The sequence below is a fragment of the Aeromonas sp. 96A genome, assembly GCF_051919165.1.
In the GTDB taxonomy this organism is placed as follows: domain Bacteria; phylum Pseudomonadota; class Gammaproteobacteria; order Enterobacterales; family Aeromonadaceae; genus Aeromonas; species Aeromonas veronii.
The window spans coordinates 1,351,696-1,365,608 of record NZ_JBQBFE010000001.1 but is presented as its reverse complement, the minus strand read 5'-3'; the positions used below and the strand labels follow the sequence as shown (position 1 = coordinate 1,365,608).

General features: G+C 61.3%; 10 protein-coding genes. 8 read left to right on the top strand and 2 right to left on the bottom strand.

What is annotated here, in order from left to right; all coding sequences use genetic code 11:
* Positions 1 to 16 precede the first annotated feature (16 nt).
* Both recN and nadK read right to left on the bottom strand, forming a co-directional pair.
* The gene (gene recN, locus ACTG2W_RS06160; RefSeq protein ID WP_440016105.1) at positions 17 to 1,681 is read right to left on the bottom strand and encodes a DNA repair protein RecN; all 1,665 of its coding nucleotides are present in this window, start codon (positions 1,679 to 1,681) and stop codon (positions 17 to 19) included.
* 230 nt (positions 1,682 to 1,911) lie between these two features.
* Entirely contained in the window at positions 1,912 to 2,796 is an 885-nt protein-coding gene (gene nadK / locus ACTG2W_RS06155) for an NAD(+) kinase (RefSeq protein WP_005338038.1), read from the bottom strand.
* Between the two features lie 291 nt (positions 2,797 to 3,087).
* Between nadK and grpE the strand changes: the two genes are divergently transcribed.
* The 8 genes from grpE to ACTG2W_RS06115 all read left to right on the top strand — a co-directional run bounded on the left by grpE (position 3,088) and on the right by ACTG2W_RS06115 (position 13,877).
* On the top strand, positions 3,088 to 3,663 hold the full coding sequence (gene grpE / locus ACTG2W_RS06150) for a nucleotide exchange factor GrpE (protein ID WP_005338036.1): 576 nt from the start codon (positions 3,088 to 3,090) through the stop codon (positions 3,661 to 3,663).
* A gap of 298 nt (positions 3,664 to 3,961) precedes the next feature.
* Entirely contained in the window at positions 3,962 to 5,890 is a 1,929-nt protein-coding gene (gene dnaK / locus ACTG2W_RS06145) for a molecular chaperone DnaK (RefSeq protein WP_005338034.1), read from the top strand.
* A gap of 101 nt (positions 5,891 to 5,991) precedes the next feature.
* Positions 5,992 to 7,134 (top strand): molecular chaperone DnaJ, encoded by a 1,143-nt coding sequence (gene dnaJ / locus ACTG2W_RS06140; protein WP_005338032.1) that lies wholly within the window; start codon positions 5,992 to 5,994, stop codon positions 7,132 to 7,134.
* A 264-nt stretch (positions 7,135 to 7,398) separates the two neighbouring features.
* Positions 7,399 to 8,904, top strand: a complete 1,506-nt coding sequence (locus ACTG2W_RS06135) for a carbohydrate porin (protein ID WP_227273316.1) — start codon at positions 7,399 to 7,401, stop codon at positions 8,902 to 8,904.
* A gap of 115 nt (positions 8,905 to 9,019) precedes the next feature.
* Positions 9,020 to 9,976, top strand: coding sequence for an aminoimidazole riboside kinase (locus ACTG2W_RS06130; protein WP_440016104.1), 957 nt, complete (start codon positions 9,020 to 9,022; stop codon positions 9,974 to 9,976).
* An 83-nt stretch (positions 9,977 to 10,059) separates the two neighbouring features.
* Positions 10,060 to 11,424, top strand: coding sequence for a sucrose-specific PTS transporter subunit IIBC (locus ACTG2W_RS06125; RefSeq protein ID WP_040094833.1), 1,365 nt, complete (start codon positions 10,060 to 10,062; stop codon positions 11,422 to 11,424).
* Positions 11,424 to 12,839, top strand: a complete 1,416-nt coding sequence (locus ACTG2W_RS06120) for a glycoside hydrolase family 32 protein (RefSeq protein WP_106842550.1) — start codon at positions 11,424 to 11,426, stop codon at positions 12,837 to 12,839. Before ACTG2W_RS06125 ends, ACTG2W_RS06120 begins: the two co-directional genes overlap by 1 nt.
* A gap of 27 nt (positions 12,840 to 12,866) precedes the next feature.
* Entirely contained in the window at positions 12,867 to 13,877 is a 1,011-nt protein-coding gene (locus ACTG2W_RS06115) for a LacI family DNA-binding transcriptional regulator (protein WP_106842551.1), read from the top strand.
* Positions 13,878 to 13,913: the final 36 nt, after the last annotated feature.

Genomic DNA, 13,913 nt, shown 5'->3' with positions numbered 1-13,913 from the left:
CGCGTTATCACCTGATTCAGCGGCGTAGCAGCTCGCGAGCATTGGCCAGGGTGTTGTCGGTGATCTGGTCGCCTCCAAGCAGCCGTGCCAATTCATTGAGACGGGCAGCCTCATCAAGGGCACTCATTTGGGTTTCGGTGGTTTTGCCATCGGTATGCTTGCTCACCACCATATGCTGGTGGCCGTTGCCTGCCACCTGAGGCAAGTGAGTGACCACCATCACCTGGGTTGACTCGCCGAGCTGGCGCAGCAGGCGACCGACCACGGCGGCAGTTGGGCCGCTGATCCCCACATCCACTTCGTCGAAAATCAGGGTCGGGGTTGAGACCTTGCGAGCACTGATCACCACGATGGCAAGGCTGATGCGCGACAGCTCACCGCCTGAGGCTACCTTGCCAAGCGGTTGGATCGGTTGGCCCGGGTTGGTGGTGACCATAAATTCCACCCGATCTATACCCAGCGGAGAGAGGCTGCTCTGGGCATCGGGGCGCACCTCGATGGCAAAGCGGCCATCGGGCATCGCCAGTTCGTGCATGCTGCTGGTTACCTTGGCGCCCAGCTCCTGGGCGTAACGCTGACGGCTCTGACTCAGGGCTTCGGCGGCCTGGACAAAAGCCTGACGGGCCTCGGCCAGCTCATCTTCCATCCCCTCTAACCGCTCTTCATCGGAGTTGAGGCGAGCAAGATCAGAGGCCAGCTCCTGATGGTACTGAGCCAGATCTGCCGGTTTGACATGGTGCTTGCGGGCCAGATTGATCGCCTTGGAGAGGCGGGCTTCCAGCTCGTTAAAACGCTCGGGATCCAGTTCCAGCCGATCGAGGTAGCTACGCAGTTCGCTGTGGCTCTCCTGCACGCCGATCAGCGCTTCGTTCAGCATCTCCAGTACCGGGGTAAGGCGGCTGTCCATGCTGACCAGCCCTTCGGCCCGATCAACGGCGGTCTGCAGCAGACCGGCAATAGTGGTCTCTTCGTTGTCATAGAGCAGATCGAGGCAAGCCCCGCACTCCTGCATCAGCTCGGTGCCGTTGGCCAGACGCTGGTGCTCCTCTTCTATCTCTTCGAACTCCCCCGGTTGCAGGGCAAATTCGTCCAGCTCCTGCACCTGGTACTCGATCAGCTGGCGGCGGGCCTCCCGCTGTTGCTGCTCGGCCTTGAGCCGGTTCAGCTCGTTTTGCAGTTGGCGCCACTGCTGATAGTGCTGGCGCACCTCGTCGAGCAGCAGATGGTGACCGGCATAACCGTCGAGCAGAGCGAGCTGGTAATCGGGTTTGAGCAGCATCTGGTGGGCATGTTGACCGTGCACGTTGACCAGTAGCTGGCCCAGATTCTTGAGCTGGGTGAGGGGGACAGGCACGCCGTTGATATAGCTGCGTGAGCGCCCCTCGGCGGAGATGACTCGCCGCACGATACATTCATCTTCGTTTTCCAGCTCGTTGGTAGTGAGCCAGGCGCGGGCGGCCGGATTGTTGTCCAGCAGGAAGCGGGCGCTGACCTCGCTTTTATCGCTATCGGGTCGCACCATGCCCGCTTCGGCCCGCTCTCCGAGACAGAGACCGAGAGCATCGATGGCGATGGATTTACCGGCACCGGTCTCACCGGTGATGCAGGTCATGCCCGGTTGCAGATCGAGTTCGAGAAACTTGACGATGGCGAAGTTGTTGACGGTCAGCTGGGTCAGCATGGTCTCATCCTGTATAGGTCAACATTACTGTGAATGCATCCAGTATATACTGGTCTTATATACAGTAAAGAGGGCGCCGTCATTTTTAACAAAGGAAAGCCGCGCCAGTACGGTATGGCTATGAAAATGCGGTACTGATATGAGAGTGCAGGGGAAGTTGCCACGACAGAAAAGATAAGGGCGCCAATTCAGACGCCCTCTCTGGCAATGCCGTTGTCGGTCAGCGCCGATTAAAACAGCTTGCTGCCCCAGCCGAGCTTGTTGCGCAGCACGTGGAAGTAGCTGTAGTCGAGGGGATGCACCAGATGAAGCTGGTGGTGGCTCTTCTTGATGAGGATCTCGTCCCCCGGGTGGACCGCCAGCGTCACCTGGCCGTCACAGCTCACCTGCATGGCATCGTCCTGATTGTCCGGCGAGACCAGCAGCCGTACTTCGCTGTCGGCATCGAGCACGATGGGGCGACTGCTCAGGGTGTGCGGGAACATGGGCACCAGCGTGATGGCGTTGAGCTTGGGGGTGAGGATGGCGCCACCTGCCGACAAGGAGTAGGCGGTCGAGCCGGTCGGGGTGGCCACTATGATGCCGTCCGAGCGCTGGCTATACATAAAGCTGCCATCGATATAGACCTCGAACTCGATCATGTGGGCGATCTTGCCCGGGTGTAGTACCGCCTCGTTGACCGCCAGATTGCTCGACTTGCGCTCGCCGTGGCGATAGACCGAGGCTTCCAGCAGGAAGCGGTGTTCGCTCTTGTAGTGGCCGGACAGCACCTGCTCCAGTGGCAGCAGGTAATCCTGCGGCGAGAGATCGGTCAGAAAGCCGAGGTTACCCCGGTTGACCCCGATCACTGCTACATCGAAGCGTGACAGCACCCGCGCCGCCCCCAGCATGTTGCCGTCGCCGCCGACCACGATGGCGAGATCGGCCTGCTGGCCCAGTTGCACCAGATCCATCACGTTTTCATCGAGGATGCTCAGGGTCTGGGCGACCCGGCTCTCCACCAGTACCCGAAAGCCGCGGGCGGTCAGGTATTGATGCAGGCCGGTCAGCGTCTGGTTGGCCCCCTCATGGTGGGGTTTGCCAATCAGGGCGATGGTTTTGAACGGAGAATCCATAGTCAGTCAGATCTGGGATGGGTATTGCGGGCCAGTATACAGTGCTTTGCTCCGCTTGTGACGCTCTCCCGTGTGACGGGGCCGGCTATCCCCTTGAGGCTACTGGTTAAACGGTGAGCGGTAACCCGGATAAACCGACGGTTGCGGCTATTCAGCAACCCTGATTGCCCTTTACCCCTTGAAAGCCGGGGATGCATCCCCATAATAGCGCCAACATAGTCGGTCTGTTGTCGTCCGGTCGCTCAACCAGACGTCAGGGCCCTCATAAGTAACCCCGGAATTGGAGATGTCATGAACCACGAAGAGCAAAAGGTTGAAGCGATGGAGCAAGTGGAAGCCCAGCCAGTCGAGCCGACCGATGTAGACAGTGAAGTGACAGCCGAGCAGGCCCGCATTGCCGAACTGGAAGCGCAGCTGGAAACCGCCATCCAAAAAGCGGCGGAAGAGCGTGAACGCGCCCTGCGTACCGCCGCCGAGATGGAGAACCTGCGCCGTCGTACCGAGCTGGATGTGGAGAAGGCGCACAAATTCGCTCTGGAGAAGTTCGCCAATGAACTGCTGCCGGTGCTGGACAACCTTGAGCGTGCCATCGAACTGGCCGACAAGGAGAACGAAGCCCTCAAGCCGATGATCGAAGGTGTCGAGCTGACCCTGAAATCCATGCAGAGCGGCGTGGCCAAGTTTGGTCTGGTGGCGCTCGACCCGATCAACCAGCCGTTTGACCCCAACGCCCATCAGGCGATGAGCATGGTACCGAGTGCCGATGTGGCCCCGAACACCGTCATTGCAGTGATGCAGAAGGGCTATGACCTCAACGGTCGGGTGATCCGTCCTGCCATGGTGATGATCGCCAAAGCGGTCGACTGATTGGCTGTGGGTGCCCGAGCCCGCCCTGTGGCGGGCTTTTTGTTTCGCAGTGCAGCACCTGTTCATCTTGCTCGGTTTTACGGCTCAACGTGACCGCGCAGCCATGACAAAGGGTGTGGTTTTTTAGAGTTGGGGCTTGAAGCTGCGTCTGGCGACCCCATATAGGTAGCAAGGCCGCGGCGGCACAAAAAATTTGATGCCGGGAGCTTGAAAGCCAGATTGGCAGCCCCCACCTAGCCGTTAACGCATTAAGGCGAGTTCCTCGCCGGTTTATTCAAAGTATTTGGAGATTCGTCAAATGGGTAAAATCATCGGTATTGACCTGGGTACTACCAACTCCTGCGTCGCTATTCTGGATGGCGACACTGCTCGCGTGATCGAGAACGCAGAAGGCGATCGTACTACTCCGTCCATCATTGCCTATGCCGATGATGGCGAGATCCTGGTTGGTCAGCCGGCCAAGCGTCAGGCCATCACCAACCCGAAAAACACCCTGTTCGCCATCAAGCGTCTGATTGGTCGTCGTTTTGAAGATGAAGAAGTGCAGCGTGACCTGAAAATCATGCCGTACGCCATCGCCAAAGCTGACAACGGCGACGCTTGGGTTGAAGTGAAGGGCAAGAAAATGGCACCGCCGCAGATCTCTGCCGAAGTGCTGAAAAAGATGAAGAAGACCGCTGAAGACTATCTGGGCGAGCCGGTAACCGAAGCCGTTATCACTGTTCCGGCCTACTTCAACGACGCCCAGCGTCAGGCTACCAAGGATGCCGGTCGCATCGCCGGTCTGGATGTAAAACGCATCATCAACGAGCCGACTGCTGCTGCTTTCGCTTACGGCGTGAACAAGGTCAAGGGCGAGCGCAAGGTTGCCGTATATGACCTGGGTGGCGGTACTTTCGATATCTCCATCATCGAGATCGACGAAGTGGAAGGCGAAACCACCTTCGAAGTACTGGCGACCAACGGTAACACCCACCTGGGTGGTGAAGACTTCGACAACCGCGTCATCAACTATCTGGTAGACGAGTTCAAGCGTGAGCAGGGCATCGACCTGCGTAACGACCAGCTGGCTCTGCAGCGTCTGAAAGATGCCGCCGAGAAAGCCAAGATCGAGCTCTCTTCTGCCCAGCAGACCGACGTCAACCTGCCGTACATAACTGCAGATGCCACTGGTCCGAAGCACATGAACATCAAGGTGACCCGCGCCAAGCTGGAATCCCTGGTGGAAGACATGGTGAAAGACTCTCTTGAGCCGGTTCGTGTCGCCCTGAAAGATTCCGGTCTGGCAGTTGGCGAGATCGACGACGTAATTCTGGTTGGTGGTCAGACCCGTATGCCGCTGGTTCAGAAGACCGTTGCCGAGTTCTTTGGCAAAGAGCCGCGTAAAGACGTCAACCCGGACGAAGCCGTGGCCATGGGTGCTGCCATCCAGGGTGCCGTACTGTCCGGTGACAAGACCGACGTACTGCTGCTGGACGTTACCCCGCTCTCCCTGGGTATCGAAACCATGGGCAGCGTGATGACTGCGCTGATCGAGAAGAACACCACTATCCCGACCAAGAAGTCCCAGGTGTTCTCTACTGCCGAAGACAACCAGTCTGCCGTGACCATTCACGTGCTGCAGGGTGAGCGCAAGCGCGCCAGCGACAACAAGTCTCTGGGCCAGTTCAACCTGGAAGGCATCCGTCCGGCACCGCGTGGTCTGCCGCAGATCGAAGTGACCTTCGACATCGATGCCAACGGTATCCTGCACGTCTCTGCGAAAGACAAAGAGACCAACAAAGAGCAGAAGATCACCATCCAGGCCTCCTCTGGTCTGTCTGATGACGAGATCGAGCGCATGGTACGCGAAGCCGAAGCCAACGCGGCCGAGGACAAGAAGTTTGAAGAGCTGGTACAGGCTCGCAACCAGGCTGATGGTCTGGTCCACTCCGTACGCAAGCAGATCACCGAAGCCGGTGAAGCCCTGCCTGCCGACGACAAGACCAAGATCGAAGCCGCTCTGAGCGAGCTGGAAGCGGCCATCAAGGGTGACGACAAGGCTGCTATCGAAGCCAAACAGCAGGCTCTGCTGGAAGCGTCCCAGAAGCTGATGGAAATTGCCCAGCAGCAGGCTCAGGCCCAGGGTGCAGCCGGTGCTGATGCCGGTCAGTCCTCCTCTTCTGCCAAGGCTGACGACGACGTAGTCGACGCCGAGTTCGAAGAAGTGAAAGACGACAAGAAGTAAGCCCTACCCAGATGGGCGGAGTCCGCTTCGCCCATCGGCTTGGTCAATGAATTCACGGGCGTTGGGTAACCAACGCCCGTCTGCGTAACCACAGGATGAGTATGTCGAAGCGCGATTTCTACGAAGTACTGGGTGTGGCGAAAGATGCCGACGATCGCGAGATCAAGAAGGCGTACAAGCGCCTGGCCATGAAGTATCACCCTGATCGTAACCAGGGTGATGCCGCATCCGAAGAGAAGTTCAAAGAGGTCAAGGAAGCCTACGAGGTCCTGACCGATGCCAACCTGCGTGCCCGTTACGACCAGTACGGCCATGCCGGTGTCGACCCGAGCCAGGGTGGCGGTGGCCACGGTGGCTTTGGCGGCGGTGCCGACTTCGCCGACATGTTTGGTGACGTATTCGGTGACATCTTCGGCGGTGGCCGTGGTGGTGCCCGTCGTGGCCCGGCCCGTGGCTCCGACCTGCGTTACACCATGGAGCTGACGCTGGAAGAGGCGGTACGCGGGGTCTCCAAGGAGATCAAGGTGCCGACCCTGGTTCACTGTGAAGTCTGTAACGGCTCCGGTGCCCACACCGGCAGCAGTGCCCAGACCTGCCCGACCTGCCACGGCTCCGGCCAGGTGCAGATGCGTCAGGGCTTCTTCGCGGTGCAGCAGGCATGTCCGCACTGTCACGGTCGCGGCAAGATCATCAAGGATCCGTGCCGCAAGTGCCACGGTGAAGGTCGCTACCAGCGCACCAAGACCCTGTCGGTGAAAATTCCGGCGGGCGTCGATACCGGCGATCGCATCCGTCTCTCCGGTGAAGGGGAGGCAGGGGAGGCAGGGGCTCCGGCAGGGGATCTCTACGTACAGGTGCACGTCAAAGAGCACGAGATCTTCGTGCGTGACGGCAACAACCTCTACTGCGAAGTGCCCATCAGCTTCACCGCAGCTGCGCTGGGTGGCGAGATTGAAGTGCCGACCCTGGATGGCCGCGTCAAGCTGAAGGTCACTCCGGAGACCCAGACCGGCAAGATGTTCCGCATGCGCGGCAAGGGCGTCAAGTCCGTGCGCTCCGGTCAGGTAGGGGATCTGATGTGCAAGGTGGTGATCGAGACGCCGGTCAACCTCACCGAGCAGCAGAAAGAGCTGTTGCGCCAGCTGGACGAGTCGTTCAGCGGTGCCGCTGCCAAGACCCACAAGCCGAAATCGGAAGGCTTCTTCGAAGGGGTGAAACGCTTCTTCGACGATCTGACCAGCTGATTTCAGCGACCCGAATAAACAGAGCCGGCCTTGTGCCGGCTCTTTTTTTGCCCGCCGTTTCGCCAGGATCCGCCCTATTGAGTGGATCCTGATGAGGGATCCTCCTCACAACTCCCGCCAATTCCTGCTGTACAAATGTTATCCCGCTCACACTGTCGCTGAAACGGTTTAGTTGCTGTATTGAGTTGGCTAAAGCGGTTTAGCTATGCTCCATCTGTCGATAACAACAGCGCCCGTCCGGGCCACAGATGACAGGTGAGGAAGATGATGATGTTCAAGAGCAAGTTGGCGCTGGCGGTAGCGCTGGGATTGGGGATGAGCAGCCCGCTGTGGGCGGCGCAGGCGAGTGTTGCAGGTGAGAGTGTCGAGGCCAGACTGGCGGCGCTGGAGGCGCGGGTACAGGCGGCTGAAGCGAGAGCCGAGGCAGCAGAGAGCCGTGCCAGTCAGGCGGAAGTGAAGGCGAGTGCGGCCAGCGAGCAGGCGCAGGTGGCCAACAACCGCAGCCAGAAGGTGGATGAGAAGACCGCTGGTGCCCAGGGCTTCGAGTTTCACGGCTATGCCCGCTCGGGCCTGTTGGTCAACAGCAATGGCAACGGTGGGCGCGGCGGCCCCTACATCACGCCAGCCGGTTCGGTGGGTGGGGCCGTCGGTCGCCTTGGCAACGAGGATGACACCTACATGGAGGCCAACCTGCTGAAAACCCAGACCTTCGAGGATGGCAGCTGGGCCCGCTACAAGCTGATGCTGGCAGACGGGGTGGAGACCAGCAACGACTGGACCGCCAGCGATTCGAGCCTCAATACCCGTCAGGTGTTTGCCGAGATCGGTAATCTGGCGAGCTTCGACGGCCCCTTCAAGAATGCGGTGCTGTGGGCGGGCAAGCGTTTTGACCGCGACAACTTCGACATCCACTGGCTCGATTCCGACGTGGTGTTCCTGGCCGGTACCGGCGGCGGCGTCTACGACGTGCAGCTGGCCGACAGCTGGAAGGCCAACTTCTCTCTCTATGGCCGCGATTACGGCGACATCAGCGCCAGCGGTCTCTCCGATATCGAGAGCTACATCCTCACCATGAACAACCGCGTCGGCAACTGGCAGTGGATGGTGAACGGTCTCTCGGCCAAGGACAATGACGCCCGCATCAATGACAAGGGGGCGGGCAGCGAGGCGGCGGACAAGGGGGCACACACCCTGTTGGCCTACCACGGCGAGAGCTTCTTTGGCCTCAACCCCGGTTTTGCCAAGGCAGCGGTGCTGTACGGTCATGGGTTGGGGGCCGAGGTCAAGGGGCTGGGCTCTGACAGCGAACTGCTGCCGGACGCCGATGCAGTGCGGGTCGCCGTGTTTGGCGCCACCGATCTCAACTCGCGCTGGCGTTTTGCCCCGGCCCTGCTGGCCGAGCAGAGTCAGGATCGTTACGTGAAAGGGGACGAGTACCGCTGGCTCACCTTCAATACCCGGGTGGCGCAGGTGCTGAGCCAGAACGTCGAACTGGTCTACGAGGCAGCCTGGCAATACATGGACCTTGATCCCAAGGGCTACAAGGGACGCCAGGCGGTGAACGGCAACTTCACCAAGCTCACCTTCGCCCCCACCTTCAAGGCGCAGACCGCCGGTTTCTTCGAACGGCCTGAGCTTAGGGTGTTCGCCAGCTGGATGGACTGGTCCTCCGAGCTCGACAACTACGCCAGCGACGATGCCATGGGCCAGAGCAACTTCACCGCCGGTGGCGAGTGGAACTTTGGCGTACAGATGGAAACCTGGTTCTAGTTCGTTATCCCGATCACAAAAATGGCAGTCGGTGCCGAGATCTGTTGGTTGGCTAAAACGGTTTAGCTGATAATGCCAGCCAACAGAACAGAGTTTGGGTTTGACCGTGGATCCGATGCAGCAGTGGAGTAGCAAGGTGACGAATCGTGTGTGGGTAATGGGGGATGCGGTGGTGGACTTGATCCCGGAAGGGGTGTTGCACTACCTCAAGTGTCCGGGTGGCGCACCCGCCAATGTGGCTGTTGGCGTGGCACGGCTGGGTGGCGATGCGGCCTTTATCGGCCGGGTTGGTGCTGACCCGTTCGGCCGCTTTATGGCCGACACCCTGAGCGGGGAGGGGGTGGATATCGGTGCGCTGTGGCTCGATCCAGACCATCGCACCTCTACCGTGCTGGTGGCACTGGATGATGAGGGGGAGCGCAGCTTCACCTTTATGGTGCGCCCCAGTGCCGACCAGTTCCTCACCCCGGATGAGTTGCCCCGCTTCAAGGCCGGTCAGTGGCTGCTCACCTGCTCCATCGCGCTCGCCAACGAACCGGTGCGCACCAGCTGCCTGCAGGCCATGGCGGCCATCAAGGCGGCAGGCGGGCGGGTCTGTTTCGACCCCAACCTGCGCCCCGAGGTTTGGGGCTACCCCGCCGAGATGCTGCCGCTGGTGCGCGAAGCCATCGCACAGGCGGATGTGGTCAAGCTCTCCATTGAGGAGCTGCAACTGCTGAGTGGCGAGGATGAACTGGTCTCCGGGCTTGCGACTCTCTCTGGCCCGGCGCTGGTACTGGTGACCAGAGGGGCGGCCGGGGTGGTGGCTCGCCTTGATGGCGAGTTGCTGGAGTGGGTGGGGAAGAAAGTGACGCCCATCGACACCACGGGGGCGGGGGATGCCTTCGTCGCCGGTCTGCTGGCGGCGCTGGCCGGGCGCTCGTCGCTGCCGACGCTAGCCGAGCTACCCGCCATCCTGGCTCAGGCCCACGGCTGCGGGGCGCTCGCCACCACCGCCAAGGGGGCCATGACGGCGCTGCCGACCCGCTCCGAACTGGATGCCTTTTTGCGATCAAGCGCAAGCGGCTGTTGAGCTGAGGCTAGAAGCCCGGCTCGACAGCCCTTACTCTCATGTGACAAGGGCCCGCCAGCGTGGCGGGTCATAAGAGGAATAATATGAATATCAGTGCGATAGCCAAGGATCTGGTGCCCCTGCTCGGGGGCAAGGAGAATATCGTCAGCGCTGCCCACTGCGCCACCCGGCTGCGGTTGGTGCTGGCCGATGACAGCAAGGTAAACAAGGCCGCCATCGACAAGCTGGAGGGGGTCAAGGGGTGCTTTAGCAACGCGGGCCAAATTCAGGTGATCTTCGGCACCGGTCTGGTCAACAAGGTCTATGCGGAGTTTGTGGCGCTGACCGGTACCGGCACCGCCAGCAAGGCGGAGCTGACCGACATGGCAGCGGCCAAGCTCAACGTGGCCCAGCGGTTGGCGCGAACCCTCTCCAACATCTTCGTGCCGATCATTCCGGCCATCGTCGCCTCAGGTCTGCTGATGGGGCTGCTCGGCATGGTGCGCACCTACGGCTGGGTCAATGCCGACAGCGCCCTGTTTGTGATGCTCGACATGTTCAGCTCGGCGGCCTTTATCATACTGCCGATCCTCATCGGCTTTACGGCAGCACGTGAGTTTGGTGGCAATCCGTACCTCGGGGCGACCCTTGGCGGCATCCTCACCCACCCGGCGTTGACCAACGCCTGGGGCGTGGCCGGTGGTTTCAAGACCATGGACTTTTTCGGGCTGGATGTGGCGATGATCGGCTATCAGGGCACCGTCTTCCCGGTGCTCTTGGCAGTCTGGTTTATGTCCCATCTGGAGAAACAGCTGCGCAAGCGCATTCCGGATGCGCTGGATCTAATCCTCACGCCGTTCCTCACCGTCATCATCACCGGTTTCGTGGCGCTGCTCTTTATCGGCCCAGCGGGTCGGGTATTGGGGGATGGCATCTCGTTCGGTCTGAGCGCCCTCTATGAGCAGGCTGGCTGGTTGGCGGGGCTGGTGTTTGGCGGCACTTACTCGCTTATCGTCATCACCGGTATCCACCACAGCTTCCATGCCATCGAGGCGGGGCTGCTGGCCAATCCGCAAATTGGCGTCAACTTCCTGCTGCCCATCTGGGCCATGGCCAACGTGGCACAGGGTGGGGCTTGCCTCGCGGTCTACTTCAAGACTCGCGACGTGAAGATCAAGGCCATTACCGTGCCGGCTGCCATGTCCTGCCTGCTGGGTATCACGGAAGCGGCGATCTTCGGGGTGAACCTGCGCTACATCAAACCCTTCCTCGCCGGTCTGTTTGGCGGGGCCTGCGGCGGCGCCTACGTGGTGGCGGCCAAGGTGGGGATGACGGCGGTGGGGCTGACGGGTATTCCCGGCATGGCCATCGTCCAGCCCATGAGCCTTGTTCATTACATCATCGGGCTGGTGATCGCCTTTGGCGCCGCCTTCGCCGCTTCCTACCTGCTCAAGTACAAGGTGGAGTGATGAAGGAAAGCGATCTTCTCAACCAGATTGTCCGGTCGCTGCTGGCCGGACAGCTCAAGGCGGCGGCCGATCCCCATCGGCCCCGCTGGCATCTGGCAGCCCCGGTGGGGCTGCTTAACGATCCCAACGGCTTTATCGAGCACGACGGGCGCTACCACCTCTTCTACCAGTGGAACCCGCTTGGCTGCGAGCACCGCAACAAGGGCTGGGGCCATGTCACCTCCACCGATTTGCTGCATTGGCAGCACGAGCCGGTGGCGCTGTTGCCCACCGAAGCCTATGAGAGCCACGGCTGCTATTCGGGCTCTGCGGTGAGCGACGAGCAGGGGCGTCTGACCCTTATCTACACCGGCAATGTCAAATACCCGGATGGCAGCCGCACCGCCTATCAGTGTCTGGCCCGCGCCGACGGTGAGGGCGGTTTTGCCAAGCTGGGGCCTGTGCTGGATCTGCCCGCAGGCTACAGCGGCCATGTGCGCGACCCCAAGGTGTGGCACGACGGCCAGCAGTGGCTAATGGTGCTGGGGGCCCGCACCCTGGATGACAAGGGCGAAGTGCTGCTCTATCGCGGCGACACCCTGCAAAGCTGGCAGCGGGTGGGCTCCATCGCCGGTAGCGGGCGAGGGGGGCTGGGTGAGTTTGGCTATATGTGGGAGTGCCCGGATCTCTTCCCGCTGGGGGATCAGCATGTGCTGATCAGCTGCCCGCAGGGGATTGCCCCGGCAGGCGAGCATTATCGCAACCTCTACCAGTGCGGCTGGCTTTCTGGCAACTTCGACGGCGAGCGCTTCGAGCATGGGGCTTTCCACGAGCTGGACCGGGGCTTCGAGTTCTATGCGCCGCAAACCACTCGGGACAGTCAGGGTCGCCGCCTCCTGTTTGGCTGGTTGGGGCTGCCGGAGGAGAACGAGATGAGCCAGCCTACGGTCGCTTACGGCTGGATCCACCAGATGAGCTGCCCGCGGGAGCTGTTCTGGCAGGATGAGTGGCTCTGCCAGCGGCCGGTGGCCGAGCTTGCGGCATTGAAGGGAGAGTTGACCCGCTTCGAGGGGACGCTTGGCGAGTTTCCGGGGCTGGCCATCGACTCGGCCTGGCTCGATCTGGACCTGTGTGGTGAGGGGAGCCTCTGGTTTGGGGCCGTGACCGAGCTGGTGTGGCAGCCGGGGCGCATCACCTTGCGGCGCCAGAACTGGCAGAGCAGAGCGTGGGAGACCCGCAGCAGCCCATGGGCTGGCGGGCGGATCACCGTCCTGTGCGATCGCTCCAGTCTGGAGTGTTTCATCGATGAGGGTCGTCACAGCCTGTCGGCGCGCTACTTCCCCGGGGACAAGCCGCAACTTTCATCAGGTAACGGCGATGATGGCTGCAAAATTTGCCTCAATCACTGGCCGCTGTCGGCGTGCCTAGTACAATAGCCCGGTTCTAGTCAGCCGGGAGGCCAGGTGGAGAAGAAGAAACGGATCACGATTGCCCAGATCGCCGAACTGGCGGGGGTGTCCAAGGCGACCGCCAGTCTGGTGCTCAACGGGAAGAGTGCGGAGTACCGGATTGCCGACGATACCCGCAAGCGCATTCAGGCGGTGGCGGAGGAGTGTCACTACCTGCCGAGCTTTCACGCCCGCTCCCTGCGCGAGACCCGCAGTTACACCTGGGGGCTGGTGATCCCCGATCTCACCAACTTCGGTTTTGCCCGCATAGCCCGCGCCCTCGAGGCCCACTGCCGGGAGTCGGGTATCCAGCTGCTGATCGCCTGCTCCGAGGATGATCCCGCCCTCGAGCAGCGGGTGGTGGACAACCTCATCAGCCGCCAGGTGGATGGGCTGATTGTCGCCTCCAGCGGCCACAGCGATGACATCTATGCCCGCATCCACGACCGCCTGCCGGTGGTGCAGCTCGACCGCCATATTGGCGAGTCGCGCCTGCCCATGGTGATCTCCGATGCCTGCAAGGCCACCGCCGAGCTGGTGCGGGACATGACCAGCGAGTGCGGCGAGCAGATCTACTACTTCGGTGGCCTGCTGGATCTCTCCCCTAGTCGTCACCGGCTGGCGGGCTATGAGCTGGGGCTCCATCGCGCCGGTTTTGAAGCCGATGCCGCCCGGGTGCGCCATCGCGACTACCAGCCGAGCTCCGGTTATCAGCTGATGGCCGAGCTGGTGGCCGAGCTGGGGGGCCCCCCCAGGGGGCTCTTTACCGCCTCCTTTACCCTGCTGGAAGGGGTGCTGCGCTACCTCAACGAGGCGGGGTTGATGGAGACGGGGATGCGGCTGTGCACCTTCGATGATCACGACCTGCTCGACTGCATTCCCATGCGCATCGACTCGGTGGCGCAGGATTGTCCGGCGCTGGCCCACGCCGTTTTCGAGCTAATGCAGCAACTGATTGCGGGTAATCCCCCTGCGCAGACGGCCCAGGTGATCGCCCCCAGGGTGCGCTGGCGCAGTCGTCGCTAGCCACTCTTCGCTCATCCATATGAGAAAGCCCCGCCA

Coding starts and splice junctions, on each gene's coding strand:
- recN (WP_440016105.1), bottom strand. CDS start 1,681: ATGCTGACCCAGCTGACCGTCAACAACTTCGCCATCGTCAAGTTTCTC.
- nadK (WP_005338038.1), bottom strand. CDS start 2,796: ATGGATTCTCCGTTCAAAACCATCGCCCTGATTGGCAAACCCCACCAT.
- grpE (WP_005338036.1), top strand. CDS start 3,088: ATGAACCACGAAGAGCAAAAGGTTGAAGCGATGGAGCAAGTGGAAGCC.
- dnaK (WP_005338034.1), top strand. CDS start 3,962: ATGGGTAAAATCATCGGTATTGACCTGGGTACTACCAACTCCTGCGTC.
- dnaJ (WP_005338032.1), top strand. CDS start 5,992: ATGTCGAAGCGCGATTTCTACGAAGTACTGGGTGTGGCGAAAGATGCC.
- ACTG2W_RS06135 (WP_227273316.1), top strand. CDS start 7,399: ATGATGATGTTCAAGAGCAAGTTGGCGCTGGCGGTAGCGCTGGGATTG.
- ACTG2W_RS06130 (WP_440016104.1), top strand. CDS start 9,020: ATGCAGCAGTGGAGTAGCAAGGTGACGAATCGTGTGTGGGTAATGGGG.
- ACTG2W_RS06125 (WP_040094833.1), top strand. CDS start 10,060: ATGAATATCAGTGCGATAGCCAAGGATCTGGTGCCCCTGCTCGGGGGC.
- ACTG2W_RS06120 (WP_106842550.1), top strand. CDS start 11,424: ATGAAGGAAAGCGATCTTCTCAACCAGATTGTCCGGTCGCTGCTGGCC.